Raw genomic sequence first — 15,722 nt, 5'->3', positions numbered from 1 at the left:
AAAGTGTTCCGGGATGCTCCAGCAAACCCCAGTGGGAGCGAGCCTGCTCGCGATGAGGCCGGTACATTCAACATTGATGTTGTCTGATAGTCCGCCATCGCGAGCAGGCTCGCTCCCACAGGATCATCATCCCCATTGGATTCTATGCATCCCTTCAATCAGACGTATTGCGCAGCCGCATACCCCGACGCCCAGGCCCATTGGAAGTTGAACCCGCCCAGGTGCCCGGTGACGTCCAGCACTTCGCCAATGAAATACAGGCCAGGGCTTTTCAGTGATTCCATGGTCTTGGACGAGACTTCCCGCGTATCGACACCGCCCAGGGTCACTTCGGCGGTGCGGTAGCCTTCGGTGCCGGCCGGGACGACATTCCAGCTCGACAGTTTCTCGGCAATGTCTGCCAGTTCGGCGTGGGTGTATTGCTTCATGGGTTTGGAGACGAACCAAGTGTCGGCCAGCAGGGTGGCCATCTTCTTGGTGAACAATTCGCCCAGCAGGGTTTTCAGTTCGCTGTTGGGGCGTTCGGCCTGTTGCTGTTGCAGCCAGCTCGGCACGTCGTGGTCCGGCAGCAGGTTGATCTGCACCGTGTCACCCGGTTCCCAGAACGAGGAAATCTGCAGGATCGCCGGGCCGCTGAGGCCGCGGTGGGTGAACAGGATGTTCTCGCGAAAACTCTGCTCGTTGCAGCTCACCAGGCAATCCACTGAAGTGCCTGAAAGTTCGGTGCACAACGCCTTGAGCTGGTCGGTGATGGTGAACGGCACCAGCCCGGCGCGGGTGGGCAGCAGTTGGTGGCCGAACTGTTTGGCCACCTGGTAACCGAAACCGGTCGCGCCCAGCGTCGGGATCGACAGCCCGCCCGTGGCAATCACCAAGGATTGGCAGGTGATGGCCCCGAGGGTGGTTTGCAGCAGGTAGCCGCTCTCGGTTTTCTCGATGCGCTCGATCGAGGTGTCCAGGTGCAGGTTGACACCGGCTTGGTCGCATTCGTCCAGCAGCAGGCCGAGGATGTCGCTGGACTTGTTATCACAGAACAACTGGCCGAGTTTTTTCTCGTGATAGGGCACGCCGTGCTTGGCCACCAGGGCGATGAAATCCCACTGGGTGTAACGCGCCAGGGCCGACTTGCAGAAATGTGGGTTCTGCGAGAGGAAATTGCCCGGTTCGCTGTACATGTTGGTGAAATTGCAGCGCCCACCGCCGGACATGAGGATTTTCTTGCCGGCTTTGTTGGCGTGGTCCAGCAACATCACCTGCCGTCCGCGCCCTGCGGCGGTCAGCGCGCACATCAACCCCGCGGCGCCAGCGCCAATGATCACGACTTCGGTAGAGCGCAAAACGGTGTCCCTCTAAATGTCACCACAAAACCCATTGTGGGAGCGAGCCTGCTCGCGATGAGGCCGGTACATTCAACATTGATGTTGTCTGACAGTCCGTCATCGCGAGCAGGCTCGCTCCCACAGTTTGATCTCTGTTGGAGTTACAGGATCCGCACCCGCAACGAACGGCCCTTGATCTTGCCATCGTTCAGGCGTTGCAGCGCCTGTTTGGCGATTGCGCGCTCCACGGCGACATAGGCCTGGAAGTCGAAAATCGCGATCTTGCCGACCTGGGCGCCGGGGATGCCGGCCTCGCCGGTCAGGGCGCCGAGGATGTCGCCGGGGCGGACTTTGTCTTTGCGCCCGGCACCAATGCACAGGGTGCTCATGGCCGGCAGCAGCGGGCCGCCGCCCTGGGGCTTGAGGTTGTCCAGTTGGTCCCAGCTCAGTGGCGACTTCTGCAACTGTTCGATCGCTTGGGCGCGGTGGGCTTCGGACGGCGCCACCAGGCTGATGGCGATGCCTTTTTCACCCGCACGCCCGGTGCGGCCGACGCGGTGAATGTGAATTTCCGAGTCACGGGCCAGTTCGACGTTGATCACCATGTCCAGTGCGTCGATGTCCAGGCCACGGGCCGCCACATCGGTGGCGACCAGCACCGAGGTGCTGCGGTTGGCGAACATCGCCAGCACCTGATCGCGGTCGCGCTGTTCCAGATCGCCATGCAGGCCGACCGCCGAGATACCTTTGGATGTCAGATGGTCGACGGTTTCCTGGACTTGCTGCTTGGTGAAGCAGAACGCCACGCAGGAGGCCGGACGGAAATGCGCCAGCACCTTGACCACGGCGTCCATGCGCTCCTCGGGGGAGATTTCATAGAAACGCTGCTCGATCTGCGCGTCGGAGTGAAAGGCTTCGGCCTTGACCTGCTGCGGGTTGCGCATGAACTTGGACGACAGTTGCTTGATGCCCACCGGGTAGGTGGCGGAGAACAGCAAGGTCTGACGGCGTTCCGGGGTCTGCTGGATGATGTCTTCGATGGCGTCGTAGAAGCCCATGTCGAGCATGCGGTCGGCTTCATCGAGGATCAGCGTGTTGAGGCCGTCCAGCACCAGCGAGCCCTTGCGCAGGTGCTGCTGGATGCGCCCTGGCGTGCCGACGATGATGTGGGCGCCGTGCTCCAGGGAAGCGATCTGCGGTCCAAACGACACGCCGCCACACAGGGTCAGGACCTTGATGTTGTCTTCGGCGCGGGCCAGGCGCCTGATTTCCTTGGCAACCTGATCGGCCAGCTCACGAGTCGGGCAGATCACCAGTGCCTGGCAGCCGAAGAAGCGCGGGTTGATCGGGTTCAGCAGGCCGATGCCGAAGGCCGCGGTCTTGCCGCTGCCGGTCTTGGCCTGGGCGATCAGATCCATGCCCTTGAGGATCACCGGCAAGCTCTGCGCCTGGATCGGCGTCATCTGGGCATAACCGAGGGATTCGAGGTTAGCCAGCATGGCGGCGGACAGCGGCAGAGTATTAAAAGCGGTGGCAATGGTGGTCACGGGACTGGCCTGCAAAACAAAATGTCGCGCAGTGTAGCAGCCTCGTGCCACTTTTCTCGAAAGTTCTGGACGAGCTGTGAGGGCCACGCTTGTGTTGGGGGCTGGTGGATCCAGAAACTGTGGGGCTCTGGAACTGTGGGAGCAAAGCTTGCTCGCGACGAAGGTGGCGCGCTATTTCAGGAAACCGAGTCGCCTGTATCGCGGGCAAGCCTTGCTCCCACAAAAAGCGCCAAGCCACGACGCCTCTTAGTCAGTGCTCGATATGCTCATCCGGCCGCTTGGCCCGCCGCCCATCCTCTTTCGACAGCTGCGAAAAAATCGTCGCCGCCAGCATCGCCATGATGCCCACCGTCAGGAACGTCAACTGGAACGCGCCAAGCACGGTGTCCACCCCGTCGTTGCCGACCTGGGCGGTAAAGCCGCCGAGCAGCGCACCAGCACAGGCCACGCCCAGGCTCAGGGACAGTTGCGCCACCACCGACAGCAGGCTGTTGCCGCTGCTGGCGCTGGCGTCGTCCAGGTCAATCAGGGTCACGGTGTTCATCGCGGTGAACTGCAACGAGTTGATTGCTCCCAGCACCGCCAGTTGCGCCAGCAGCAGCCAGTACGGCGTCTGTTCGCTGACCAGGCCCATGCTCGCCAGCATCAGGCCCAGGGCCAGGGTATTGGCGGTCAATACGCTGCGGTAGCCGAAGCGCTCGATCAACGGCCGGGCCACGGACTTGGCGACCATCGCCGCCGCGGCCAGAGGTAACATGCTCATCCCGGCCTGGGACGGTGAATAGCCCAGGGCCACTTGCAGCAGCAACGGCACCAGGAACGGCAGGGCGCCGCTGCCCAGGCGCGCGAACAGATTGCCGAGAATCCCCACGGCGAAGGTCCGGGTCTTGAACAGCGAGGGTGCGAACAGCGGGTTTTCGATGTGCCCGGCCCGTAGCCAATAAGCGGCCAGGCAGGCCATGCCGCCGAACAGCAGCAACATCACGCGCAAGTGCGGCAGGTGCAGTTCACCGAGGCCTTCCATGGCGATGGTGATCAGCACCATGGCCGCGCCAAACAGCAAAAATCCCAGGCCATCGAACCGGGTACGCTCGCTGCCGCGCAGGTCCGGGATGAATTTCCACACCGCGTAGCAACCCAGCACGCCCACCGGCAGGTTGATGATGAAGATCCAGTGCCAGGTCAGGTACTCCACCATCCAGCCGCCCATGGTCGGCCCGATCAGCGGGCCGAGCAGGCCGGGAATGGTGATGAAACCCATGATCCGCACCAGTTCCGAGCGTGGGTAGGCCCGCAGCACGACCAACCGGCCCACCGGCAGCATCAGCGCGCCGCCCAGGCCCTGGATCACCCGGGCGCCGATCAGCATGGACAACGAATTGGACAAGGCGCAGAGCAACGAGCCGAAACTGAACAGCAGGATCGCGCCGAAGAAAATCTTCTTGGTCCCGAAGCGGTCGGCGATCCAGCCAGAGGCCGGGATCAGCAGCGCCACGGTGAGCATGTAGGCAATGATCACGCCCTGCATGCGCAGCGGGTTTTCCGCCAGGTCGCTGGCCATGGCGGGCAGGGCGGTGTTGAGGATGGTCCCGTCCAGGGACTGCATGAAGAAGGCAATCGCCACGACCCAAGGAAGCCAGCGGGCGGTGACAGCGTCGAGCGGTGCGCGGTTGGGCATGGGACCTCTTGTACGGAGTGTTGATCAGGAACAGATGCCGCTGTTGTGGCGAGGGGATTTATCCCCGCTGAGCTGCGAAGCAGCCCCAGAACTGTCGCCTCGGTGAGTCAGGCAGAACGCATTTACCCTTTGGGGGTCGCTTCGCAACCCCGCGGGGATAAATCCCCTCGCCACAGGTCCTGTGTTTGGTTGGCTACAACGTCAAGGTCAAGCGCTTGACCAATGCCCCCGGCAACAGCATCGAAGCCGTGGCCCGCTGGCTGTAGGTGCTGGCCGAGAGCAGCAGTTCCCGCTCCCGGCTCAGGCCTTCGAGTTGCGAGCCGAGCAGGCTGTAGACGCTGTCGTCGAAACGCATGGTGCTGACCGGCGCGACGATCTGGCCGTTCTCGACCCAGAACGTGGCGAAGCGGGTCATGCCGGTCATGCGCGCGGCCGGTTGGTCCGAGTAGTTCAGGTACCAGAGGTTGCTGATGTACAGCCCGGTGCCAAGGTGTTCGAGGATGTCTTGCTGCTCGAGCTGGCCTTCGTTCATCACCAGCGCCGTGGGGTATTCGTAGCTGCTGGCGCCGTTGGCGTTCAGGCCGTGCTCGGCGGCGCTGCGGGAGTTGATCAACTGTGCACCGGCCATGCCTTTGACGATCAGGCCCAAGTCATCGCGCGGATAACCTTCGTCGGAAAACGCCGGGCTCAAAGAGCCGCTGACCTGCTCACTGAGCCATACGTCGGGGCTCAAGCTTGCTTCGTTCGCGTAGAACTTCTGCAACGGACTTTGCTTGCTGGCAATCGCCCGGGCCGAAAACCCGCCCCAGCTGAGCATGCCCATGATTTCTTCCATCGCCGCTGGTGCCAGGTAGGCGCGGTATTCACCGGGCGGCAGGGTGCGCAAGGGGCGGCCCAAAAACGCCAACTGCTCGCGGGCCTGTTCAAAGCGCCTGGCAAAGCCTTCGCTGCTCCATTCGTGCCCGGCGTAGCTGGCTTTTACCGCCTGGCCGTTTTCATGGAACAGGCTGAAATCGAAGTTGAAGCTGTTGGCCTGATGCCAGCCGAACGCCCCCGAAGAACTGGCAAAGCCCCGGCTGATGGGGCCGGCGGCATAGAAACCGACCAAATCCAGACCGTCGGCGGCGCGGGTGATTTCGGCCACGGCCTGGTCGGTGTCCGGCAGTGGATGGTCCTGCACGTTGTGGCTCTGCCAGTGATTGTGGTTGAGCAGCAGGTACGGATCGGGCGGCAGCAGCGGCAGGGTTTCGCGCAACTGTTGCAGACCTTCGGCCAGGCGTTGCAGGTCGGTTTCGACTTCGCCGGACAAGGTGATCTGCAAGTCGGCGTGGCGCCCGTCGTTGATCAGTTTGAAGCTGACGCTGGCCTGCTGCACCTGCCCGGCCTGACGGACCTTGCCATGGTTGAAACGCACAAAAGCAGAGGATTCGGCGGCGTAGCCGAGGGTGAACTGCTCGGCTTCGCGCAGTGCATTGCGCAGCCAGTCCACCAGCGCCTTGAAGGCCTCGGCCTGATTGTTGCCGGTGCTCATATTGCCGGTGCTCATCAGGCATCTCCCCCAAACACTGCGACATTGCTGAATACGCACGCCGGCGAGGCATGGCCGACGCGAATGACCTGGTTCGGTTCGCCCTTGCCACAATTTGGCGTGCCCAGTACCTGGGCGGTACTGGCATCGCCCACCGCCCGCAGGCTTTTCCAGAATTGCGCGGAAATGCCTCGGTAGTTGGGGTTTTTCACCACGCCCTTGAGCTCGCCGTTTTCGATCAATTGGCCCCACTCGCAACCGAACTGGAATTTGTTGCGGGCATCGTCGATGGACCAGGAGCGGTTGGTGCGCATCAGCACGCCGTGTTCGATGCCCTGGATCAGTTGCTCCAACGATTGGTCGCCGGGCTCGATGTTCAGGTTCGCCATGCGGTCGATGGGCGGGCGATTCCAGCCACAGGCGCGGCTGTTGGCGACCCCGCTCAGGCCTGCGCGAAATTGCGACAGCGCACCACCCAGGGGGCGCAGCAACAGCCCTTCACGAATCAGAAATTCTTTGCTGGCGGCGGTGCCGTCGTCGTCATGGCTGTAGCTGGCCAGCTCTTCGGGAACGTTCGGGTCGAAGGTCACGTTCAATAGCTGGGAGCCGTACTGCAGATGCCCGAAGTCGCCGGTCGTGACGAAACTGGTGCCGGCGTAATTGCGCTCGTCTCCCAGGATGCGGTCCAGTTCCAACGGGTGACCGATGGACTCATGGATCTGCAGCATCATCTGGTCAGGCATCAACAGCAGGTCACGGGGGCCTTGCGGGGTGTTCGGCGCCAGGAGCAATTGCAGGGCCTGGTCGGCGATCTTTGGTGCGGCACCGATCAGGCCGCAGCGGCGGATGACATCGAAGCCGCCTTGCTGGCCGAAGTTCTCACGGCCCAGGGTGCGGGTCTGGCTGTCGTTGCCGTCGAAGGCGGTGACGTCCAGGGCCGGATAAACAAAGCGTTGGGCCTGGCGCAGTTCGGCGCCGGCGCTGTTGAGGTAGATCTGCTCGACCTGGGTCAGGCCGATGCTGACCTGCCAGTTCACCAGGCGCTCATCCTTGGGCACCGCGGCGGATTCGTCGCCCAGTAACTGATAGCAGTCGTTGAGGGACGGGAACGCCTGGTCGAAGTGAGGCGAGAAGTAGTCGGCGCGATCGCTGGAGACCGCCTGCTCGCGCAAGTCGAGCAGGGCGTGTGGCTTGAGCCGGCGGGCTTGTTGCTCGGCCCGCTCCAGCGCCGCTTGCAGGCCGGCCTGGGACAGGTCGTTGGTGGCCGCATAGGCCTCGACACCGTTGACCCGCACGGTCAGCATCGCTCCTTCGTCACGGCCCAGGCTGGGCGGTTCGGCGATGTTCTTGCGCACCGACAGATGCTGGCCGGACTCGCGCACGTAGCGCAGGGAAAAGAACTCAGCGCCCGTGCGCAAGGCAGCAAACCGCTGCTTGAGCTGGGGGTGGACATCGAACATGGAACCTCCTTGTCTGGAGTGGCGGTGCAGCGAGGTGCGGCGCATTGACGCGACGGCTCTAGATTAGGCCTGGGCGGGGGAGGGATCAAGGCAGATGGGAATATGGAGTGTCAGGCCGGACGCCATCGCGAGCAGGCTCGCTCCCACAGACGGTTGTCGGGCACAAGATCTGTGTCCGCCGCAGATCCACTGTGGGAGCGAGCCTGCTCGCGATAGCGGTGTAATGCTTTACTGTGCCAGAGGCCCGACTTCACGCATTGGCTTGCCGCGCACCGGCGCGTCGCCGGCCACGTAGTACGGCGCGGTGCTACGTGGCAGTGGCTGGCGGCCACGGATCTTGTCGGCGATTTTCTCGGCGATCATGATCGTTGGCGCATTCAGGTTGCCGGTGGTGATGATCGGCATGATCGAGGCATCGACCACGCGCAGCCCTTGCATGCCATGCACGCGGCCTTCGCCGTCCACCACCGCCATGTCGTCGGTGCCCATCTTGCACGAGCAGGACGGATGGAAAGCGGTTTCGGCGTGCTCGCGGATGAACTGGTCCAACTGCTCGTCAGTCTGCACCTCGATGCCCGGACTGATTTCGCGACCGCGGAACGGGTCGAGCGCCGGCTGCTGCATGATCTCGCGGGTCAGGCGGATGCCGTCGCGAAATTCCTGCCAGTCCTGCTCGGTGGCCATGTAGTTGAACAGGATGCTCGGGTGCTGGCGCGGGTCCTTGGACTTGGCCTGGATCCGGCCACGGCTTGGCGAACGCATCGAGCCCATGTGTGCCTGGAAACCGTGTTCCTTCACGCCGTTGCTACCGTTGTAGTTAATTGCCACCGGCAGGAAGTGATACTGGATGTTCGGCCAATCGAAGTCCGGGCGGGTGCGGATGAAACCGCCAGCCTCGAATTGGTTGCTGGCGCCGATGCCGGTGCCGTTGAACAGCCATTCGGCACCGATGGCCGGCTGGTTGTACCAGAGCAGCGACGGGTACAGCGAAACCGGCTGGGTGCAGGCGTATTGCAGGTACAGCTCCAGGTGGTCCTGGAGGTTTTCACCGACGCCTGGCAGGTCATGGACCACCGGGATGTCGAGGCTTTCCAGCAGTTTGGCCGGGCCGACGCCGGAGCGTTGCAAAATCTGCGGCGAGGCGATGGCGCCGGAGCAGAGCAATACTTCCTTGCGGGCGCGGGCCTCGACGCGCTCTTCAGCAGCGCCCACCAGATAACGCACGCCGACCGCACGTTTGCCTTCGAACACGATCTTGTCGGTCAGGGCATGGGTGACGATGGTCAGTGTCGAGCGCTTCTTGGCCACGTCCAGGTAACCGCGCGCGGTGCTGGCGCGACGACCATTGGGCGTGACGGTACGGTCCATCGGGCCGAAACCTTCCTGCTGATAACCGTTGAGGTCTTCGGTGCGCGGGTAACCGGCCTGAACGCCGGCTTCGACCATGGCATGGAACAGCGGGTTGTTGCCGGCCTTGGGCGTGGTCACGCTGACCGGGCCGTCACCACCGTGGTAGTCGTTCGGGCCGATGTCGCGGGTTTCGGCTTTGCGAAAATACGGCAGGCAGTCCAGGTAGGCCCAGTCTTCCAGGCCCGGCAGCTTGGCCCAATTGTCGTAGTCCAGGGCGTTGCCGCGGATGTAGCACATACCGTTGATCAGCGAAGACCCACCCAGGCCCTTGCCGCGACCGCATTCCATGCGACGGCCGTTCATGTGCGGCTCCGGGTCGGTCTCGTAGGCCCAGTTGTAGCGACGACCCTGCAGCGGGAACGCCAGGGCGGCGGGCATTTGCGTGCGGAAATCCAGGCGATAGTCCGGCCCACCGGCTTCGAGCAGCAGGACGGTGACGCCTTCGTCTTCGGTCAGGCGGGTGGCCAGGGTGTTACCGGCCGAACCGGCACCGATGATGATGTAATCGAATTCTTGGGACATGAAATGCACCCTCTTTTTGAATTGGGTTCAGGTCGCGATTGCCTTGACGCCGCGCAACCTGTGGCGAGGGGATTTATCCCCGTTCGGCTGCGCAGCAGTCGTAAATCAGCGACTGGGTTTGTCTGAAGAATGGGGGGCCTTGGGGAGGGGGCTGCTACGCAGCCCCACGGGGATAAATCCCCTCGCCACAACGGCGTTCACTCAAGGCCTCATGTCAGATCAGAACACCGACGCGTAATCGCCCAGTTCGACCTGTACCGATTTGATACGGGTGAAGTTGTTCAGCGAACTGATGCCGTTCTCCCGGCCCACGCCCGATTGCTTGTAACCGCCGACCGGCATTTCGGCGGCCGATTCGCCCCAGGCGTTGATCCAGCAGATGCCGGCTTCGAGCTGATGAATCACGCGGTGCGCGCGGTTCAGGTCGCGGGTCACGACGCCGGCGGCCAGGCCGAAGTCGGTGTCGTTGGCGCGACGGATCACTTCTTCTTCGGTTTCATAGGTGAGGATGCTCATCACCGGACCAAAGATTTCTTCACGCACGATGGTCATCTCATCGGTGCAATCGGTGAACACGGTCGGCGCAACAAACGCGCCCTTGGCCAATTCGCCTTCAGTCAAACGACCGCCGCCGCACAGCAGGCGCGCGCCCTCGGCCTTACCTTTCTCGATGTAGCCCAACACGCTTTCCATGTGGGCGAAGCTGACCAGCGGCCCGAAGTTGGTGTTTTCATCTTCTGGATTGCCGATGCGAATACGTGCCACGCGCTCGGCGATCTTGGCTTCGAAAGCTGCCTTGAGATGGCTCGGCACGAACACCCGGGTGCCGTTGGTGCAGACCTGGCCGGAGCTGTAGAAGTTGGCCATCATCGCGGTGTCGGCGGCGCGATCCAGGTCGGCGTCGTCGAAGATGATCAGCGGTGACTTGCCGCCCAGTTCCATGGTCACGTCCTTGAGCGACGAGCTCGAGGCGCTGGCCATGACTTTCTTGCCGGTGTCGGTGCCGCCGGTGAACGAGATTTTCTCGATGCGCGGGTGCTCGGTCAGCCAGGTGCCGACTTCACGGCCGCTGCCCGTCAGCACGTTGAACACCCCCGCTGGAACGCCGGCTTCGGTGTAGATCTCGGCCAGTTTCAGGGTGGTCAGCGAGGTGACTTCGCTCGGCTTGAAGATCATCGCGTTGCCAGCGGCCAGGGCCGGTGCCGATTTCCACAACGCGATCTGGATCGGGTAGTTCCACGCGCCGATGCCGGCCACCACGCCCAGGGGTTCGCGACGGGTGTAGACAAACGAAGTGGTGCGCAGCGGCACCTGCTCGCCTTCGATGGCGGGCACCAGGCCGGCGTAGTATTCCAGCACGTCGGCGCCGGTGACGATGTCGACGTAGCGGGTTTCGGAATAGGCTTTGCCAGTGTCGAGGGTTTCCAGGGCGGCCAACTCATCGTTGCGCTCGCGCAGGATCTCTACGGCGCGGCGCAGGATGCGCGAACGCTGCATGGCGGTCATGGCGGCCCAGGCTTTCTGGCCTTTTTCGGCGCTGACCACGGCGCGCTCGACGTCTTCTTTGGTGGCCCGCTGCACCTGGGCGAGTACTTCACCGTTGGCCGGGTTGATGGCTTCGAAAGTGGCGTCGCCGCTGGCATCGCTGTACGCGCCATCGATGTAGAGTTTTTGCAGTTCGAAACGGGCCATAAAGTCCTCGCAAGTGCATAAGTGGTTGGCTGACCACCGGGGCGTGTCGTCTACAGCTGACTACGCGGTTCGGTGGCGGTTCAGGAGCCGAGCGGTTCTGTGTGCTCTGTTACCCCTGCCTTGGCCAATTGGAAATCCATGTATTCGTAAGCGATCCGGTGCGCCTGGGCGGTATCGAACGCGTCTCCCGACAGCGCCCCGCGCAGCCACAAACCGTCAATCAACGCGGCCAGGCCCCGTGCCGCGCTACGTGCCTCATCGAGGGGCAACACGCGGCGGAACTGGCAACACAGGTTGGAATACAGACGGTGATCGTTGATCCGCTGCAACCTGTGCAAAGACGGGTGGTGCATGCTGGTGGCCCAAAAGGCCAACCAGGTTTTCATTGCCGGGCCATTGACCTGGCTGGCGTCGAAGTTGCCTTCGATGATCACCTGCAGGTGAGCCCGTGGGCTTGGGTCCTCCAGCGCCTGACGGCGTGCAGTGACGTTCTCGCTCAGGACACTCATCAGGTACTGGGCCGTGGCCGCGATCAGGCCATTCTTGTCCTTGAAGTAGTGGCTGATGATGCCGTTGGAGACACCGGCCAAACGGGCGATCAGCGCAATGCTGGCGTCCCCCATCCCGACCTGATCGACCGCTTGCATAGTGGCTTCGATCAATTGCTGGCGGCGGATGGGTTGCATACCGACCTTGGGCATCTGGTACATCTCCTTAGGCCATCCGATGGATGAGTGTTGTCTATCGGAATGAAGGCCAGTCTATTTTGTTTTGATTGAACGTTCAATCAACAAAAATAAGTTCTATGACAAGTCGTCGCTATTTGCCGGGGCGAGGACTTTTGGGGATGTCTTTATAACACTCGTCGGTTGGCATGTAGGCCAAATGCGCTTGATCGCTGGAATACTGTTGTGGCGAGGGGATTTATCCCCGTTGGGCTGCGCAGCAGCCCTAAAAGCCGCGAACTCATTCCGTCTGATACACCGAGACGCCTAGCTCTGGGGCTGCTTCGCAGCCCAACGGGGATAAATCCCCTCGCCACAGTATTTGCATTCCAAGTCAAGCTGGTCAGCAGTTCAGAATCACCCAAACAAAAACGCCGCGATCGTCTCGCGGCGTTTTTGTCGGTTTCGCTTAGCCCAGGTTTTTACCGAGCAGTGCGTGGTACAGCTCACTGTCGCCAAGAATCCCGACGACCTGCTGGTTATCGTGAAGTACCAGCTTGTTGCCGGTCTGGTAGCGAATCTGCAGCGCGTCGCGCATGCCGATGTTGGAGTCCACCAGGGTCGGACGACGGCCCAGGCCTTCGACGGCTTGGCCCGGGGCCCAGTTTTGCAGGTCCAGCACCGCGCCGTTTTGGCGGGCGCCCTTGATGGTGTTGCCTTCGGCCAGATCGAGCCAGGAGTCGCCGCCCGGATCCAGGCACACCGAACCGTTGATGCGCTTGCAGTTGTCCAGGGTGCGCATCAGGCTGCGGCCACAGAGCACGTTGAGCGGGTTGGTGTGGGCGACGAAGGTGCGCACGTAATCGTCGGCCGGGTTCAGCACGATTTCTTCCGGCTTGCTGTACTGGATGATCCGGCCGTCTTTCATGATCGCGATCCGGCTGCCCAGCTTCAAGGCTTCGTCCAGGTCATGGCTGACGAACACGATGGTCTTGCTCAGTTTGCGTTGCAATTCCAGCAATTCGTCCTGCAAGCCCTGGCGGATCAGTGGGTCGAGGGCCGAGAAAGGTTCGTCCATCAGCAGGATATCGGCGTCCATCGCCAGGGCGCGGGCCAGACCGACCCGTTGCTGCATGCCGCCGGACAACTCGTCCGGTTTCTTGTTGCGCCACTGGGTCAGGCCCACCAGCTCAAGTTTTTCATCCACCAGCTTCTTGCGTTCCTTTTCCGGCCGGCCCTGCATTTCCAGGCCGAAGCTGATGTTTTCGCGCACCGTCAGCCAGGGCATCAGGGCGAACTTCTGGAACACCATGGCAATGCGCTTGGTGCGCATCATCTTCAGTTCGGCCGGGCTGCAGGAGGCGATGTCGATCTGCCGGCCTTCATGCTCGACGAACAACTTCCCGCGACTGACGGTGTTCAAGCCGTTGATGCAACGCAGCAGGCTGGATTTACCGGAGCCGGAAAGCCCCATCAGTACGCAGATTTCGCCTTTTTCAATGTCCAGGCTGGCTTTTTCCACACCGACGATTTGCCCGGTTTTCTTCAGGATTTCGTTGCGTGTCATGCCTTGGTCGAGCAGCTTGAGGGCTTCACGTGGATCTTTGGAGAAGATCACGTCGACCTCTTCGAAGCGGATTATGCTCATGCGTCACCCCCTACTTTGGCGTCGGGTTGCTTGCAGATTCGGTCGAGCATGATTGCCAGCAATACGATCGCCAGGCCTGCTTCGAAGCCCAGGGCGATATCAGCGGTGTTCAGTGCGTTGACCACGGGTTTGCCCAGGCCGTCGGCACCCACCAGCGCGGCGATGACCACCATCGACAACGACAGCATGATGCATTGGGTGATACCGGCCGCGATGCTGGGCATCGCATGGGGCAGTTCGATACGGGACAGCAGTTGGCGACGGGAGCAGCCGAAGGCTTTGCCGGCGTCCATCAGTTCGTCCGGAACGTCGCGGATACCCAGGTAGGTCAAGCGGATGGGCGCGGCAATCGCGAACACCACCGTCGAGATCAGACCGGGGACCACACCCAGCCCGAAAAGGGTCAGGGTAGGAATGAGGTAAACGAAGGTCGGTACGGTCTGCATCAGATCGAGCACCGGACGCATCATGGTGTAGAACAGCGGCTTGTGCGCGGCAACAATGCCCAGCGGCACGCCGATCAAGACACAGACCAGGGTCGCGAACAGCACCTGGGCCAGGGTTTCCATGGTTTCCTGCCAGTAACCCAGGTTCAGGATAAGCAGAAAGGCTGCGATAACGAAGACCGTCAGGCCCCACTTGCGCTGGATAAAATGCGCCAGTAGAGCGATGAGGCCGATCAAGACAAGCGGGTTGAACCAGGTCAGCGCAAACGTCACGCCGTGAATCATCGTTTCCAGTGACAAGGCGATGGCATCGAATGTGTTGGCGCCGTGTTGCGTCAACCAGTCGACAAAGCCCGCAATGTACTGGCCCAAGGGTATTTTCTGATCAATCAGCATGGTAGTGAACATCCGCATGCAAGGAATAAACAGCCCGGACGAGCGAACCCGCCCGGCATAAAAGCATTACTGCGCAAGCTTGGCTTTCACGGCTTCCAGGCCGGGTTTACCGTCAATGGTGGTCACGCCAGCGAGCCAGGTATCGAGTACCTGTGGGTTTTTCTTCAGCCAGGCCTTGGCGGCTGCGTCAGGCTTCATCTTGTCGTCAAGCACGTTGCCCATCAGCGTGCTTTCCATGTCCAGGGTGAAGGTCAGGTTTTTCAACAACTGACCTACGTTGCTGCATTCCTGGACGTAGCCTTTGCGGGTATTGGTGTAGATGGTTGCCTGGCCGAAATTCGGACCGAAGTACTCGTCACCACCGGTGAGGTACTTCATTTTGAAGCGGGTGTTCATCGGATGGGGTTCCCAGCCGAGGAACACCACGGCGGTGCTGCGGCGCTCGGCGCGATCGACCTGTGACAACATGCCGGCTTCGCTGGACTCGACGATCTTGAAGCCGGCGTCCTTCAGGCCGAAGGCATTCTTGTCGATCATGCTCTGGATCAGGCGGTTGCCGTCGTTACCCGGTTCGATGCCGTAGATCTTGCCGTCCAGTTCCTTCTTGAACTTGGCGATGTCGGCGAAATCCTTCAGCCCTTTGTTATAGAGCTCTTCGGGCACCGCCAGGGTGTACTTGGCGTTCTCCAGGTTGGCCCGCACCGTATCCACGGTGCCGGCTTCGCGGTAGGCCTTGATGTCGTTTTCCATCGTCGGCATCCAGTTGCCGAGGAACACATCCATGTTCTTGCCGTCGGCCAGGGACTTGTAGGTCACCGGTACGGAAATCATGGTGGTCTTGGTTTTGTAGCCCAGGGCCTCAAGTACCACGCTGGTGGTGGCGGTGGTCACGGTGATGTCGGTCCAGCCGACATCGGAGAAGTTGACGGTGCTGCACTGCGCGGGTTCAGCAGCGTTGGCCAGCATCGGAAGACTCAGCATGGCGGCCAACAACAACGGCGTGGAACCTTTCATGGGTGGACTCCTGGTGTTTTATCGGCGGTGTCCGGTCAGGACCACCGCGCTTATTGGGGTTGCGGTTGGTGGCGCGTGGGCACTCTTCGACACGCGGCCTTGCAAACGAGCCGTAACCGATCATGTACCAGTGCAAATCTGTCGCCTACAGGGTGCGTCGTATCCAGTACAGGGAGGGTCGCATCCAGTGTCAGTGACGTCGTTTACAGATTTTTTTCACCCTTGGCTGGCCTCTGATACGCAAAAAACGTCGTAAAACCGGGGCAAAGGGCGGGCGACGTCGGTGGGCATGATTGCGTCGGTGTCAGACGTCGAACGCCCTGGCAAAAGCCGGATGATGCGGGCATCCCGGCGTTGAGCGTAGCAGCTCCGCCACCGGGCGCTCCTGCGCCCGGAT

Annotated in this window: 11 protein-coding genes; all 11 read right to left on the bottom strand. The window is 61.7% G+C overall.

Annotated elements, in window-relative coordinates:
• Nucleotides 1-158 precede the first annotated feature (158 nt).
• The 11 genes from PSH91_RS24745 to PSH91_RS24695 all read right to left on the bottom strand — a co-directional run bounded on the left by PSH91_RS24745 (nt 159) and on the right by PSH91_RS24695 (nt 15,325).
• The gene (locus PSH91_RS24745; RefSeq protein ID WP_047230492.1) at nt 159-1,337 is read right to left on the bottom strand and encodes an NAD(P)/FAD-dependent oxidoreductase; all 1,179 of its coding nucleotides are present in this window, start codon (nt 1,335-1,337) and stop codon (nt 159-161) included.
• Nucleotides 1,338-1,480: 143 nt separating this feature from the next.
• A complete protein-coding gene (gene dbpA, locus PSH91_RS24740; protein WP_230682660.1) occupies nt 1,481-2,818 on the bottom strand; it encodes an ATP-dependent RNA helicase DbpA in 1,338 nt (445 codons plus the stop codon).
• A gap of 298 nt (nt 2,819-3,116) precedes the next feature.
• On the bottom strand, nt 3,117-4,544 hold the full coding sequence (mdtD, locus tag PSH91_RS24735) for a multidrug transporter subunit MdtD (RefSeq protein WP_076383389.1): 1,428 nt from the start codon (nt 4,542-4,544) through the stop codon (nt 3,117-3,119).
• A 193-nt stretch (nt 4,545-4,737) separates the two neighbouring features.
• A complete protein-coding gene (locus PSH91_RS24730) occupies nt 4,738-6,075 on the bottom strand; it encodes a TldD/PmbA family protein (RefSeq protein WP_305468592.1) in 1,338 nt (445 codons plus the stop codon).
• 14 nt (nt 6,076-6,089) lie between these two features.
• A complete protein-coding gene (locus tag PSH91_RS24725) occupies nt 6,090-7,532 on the bottom strand; it encodes a TldD/PmbA family protein (RefSeq protein WP_173406467.1) in 1,443 nt (480 codons plus the stop codon).
• Nucleotides 7,533-7,760: 228 nt separating this feature from the next.
• Nucleotides 7,761-9,464: a choline dehydrogenase gene (betA, locus tag PSH91_RS24720; RefSeq protein WP_076383391.1), complete on the bottom strand. Its 1,704-nt coding sequence runs from the start codon at nt 9,462-9,464 to the stop codon at nt 7,761-7,763.
• A 219-nt stretch (nt 9,465-9,683) separates the two neighbouring features.
• Complete coding sequence (gene betB, locus PSH91_RS24715) at nt 9,684-11,156, bottom strand: betaine-aldehyde dehydrogenase (protein WP_305466899.1); 1,473 nt, start codon at nt 11,154-11,156, stop codon at nt 9,684-9,686.
• An 80-nt stretch (nt 11,157-11,236) separates the two neighbouring features.
• A complete protein-coding gene (gene betI, locus PSH91_RS24710) occupies nt 11,237-11,857 on the bottom strand; it encodes a transcriptional regulator BetI (RefSeq protein WP_047230364.1) in 621 nt (206 codons plus the stop codon).
• Between the two features lie 433 nt (nt 11,858-12,290).
• Nucleotides 12,291-13,469, bottom strand: a complete 1,179-nt coding sequence (gene choV, locus PSH91_RS24705; protein ID WP_047230365.1) for a choline ABC transporter ATP-binding protein — start codon at nt 13,467-13,469, stop codon at nt 12,291-12,293.
• Complete coding sequence (gene choW, locus PSH91_RS24700; protein WP_047230366.1) at nt 13,466-14,311, bottom strand: choline ABC transporter permease subunit; 846 nt, start codon at nt 14,309-14,311, stop codon at nt 13,466-13,468. Before choW ends, choV begins: the two co-directional genes overlap by 4 nt.
• 66 nt (nt 14,312-14,377) lie before the next feature.
• Nucleotides 14,378-15,325 carry a choline ABC transporter substrate-binding protein gene (locus tag PSH91_RS24695; RefSeq protein ID WP_047230367.1) on the bottom strand — a complete coding sequence of 316 codons (948 nt, stop codon included), beginning with the start codon at nt 15,323-15,325 and terminating at the stop codon, nt 14,378-14,380.
• Between the last annotated feature and the right edge of the window lie 397 nt (nt 15,326-15,722).

It is taken from the genome of Pseudomonas sp. FP1154, from assembly GCF_030687245.1.
In the GTDB taxonomy this organism is placed as follows: Bacteria; Pseudomonadota; Gammaproteobacteria; order Pseudomonadales; family Pseudomonadaceae; genus Aquipseudomonas; species Aquipseudomonas rhizophila.
Note: the sequence above shows the minus strand (reverse complement) of the source record. Positions and strands in the feature narration are given on the sequence as shown.

Coding starts and splice junctions, on each gene's coding strand:
- PSH91_RS24725 (WP_173406467.1), bottom strand. CDS start 7,532: ATGTTCGATGTCCACCCCCAGCTCAAGCAGCGGTTTGCTGCCTTGCGC.
- betB (WP_305466899.1), bottom strand. CDS start 11,156: ATGGCCCGTTTCGAACTGCAAAAACTCTACATCGATGGCGCGTACAGC.
- PSH91_RS24730 (WP_305468592.1), bottom strand. CDS start 6,075: ATGAGCACCGGCAACAATCAGGCCGAGGCCTTCAAGGCGCTGGTGGAC.
- choW (WP_047230366.1), bottom strand. CDS start 14,311: ATGCTGATTGATCAGAAAATACCCTTGGGCCAGTACATTGCGGGCTTT.
- mdtD (WP_076383389.1), bottom strand. CDS start 4,544: ATGCCCAACCGCGCACCGCTCGACGCTGTCACCGCCCGCTGGCTTCCT.
- betI (WP_047230364.1), bottom strand. CDS start 11,857: ATGCCCAAGGTCGGTATGCAACCCATCCGCCGCCAGCAATTGATCGAA.
- PSH91_RS24695 (WP_047230367.1), bottom strand. CDS start 15,325: ATGAAAGGTTCCACGCCGTTGTTGTTGGCCGCCATGCTGAGTCTTCCG.
- dbpA (WP_230682660.1), bottom strand. CDS start 2,818: ATGCTGGCTAACCTCGAATCCCTCGGTTATGCCCAGATGACGCCGATC.
- betA (WP_076383391.1), bottom strand. CDS start 9,464: ATGTCCCAAGAATTCGATTACATCATCATCGGTGCCGGTTCGGCCGGT.
- choV (WP_047230365.1), bottom strand. CDS start 13,469: ATGAGCATAATCCGCTTCGAAGAGGTCGACGTGATCTTCTCCAAAGAT.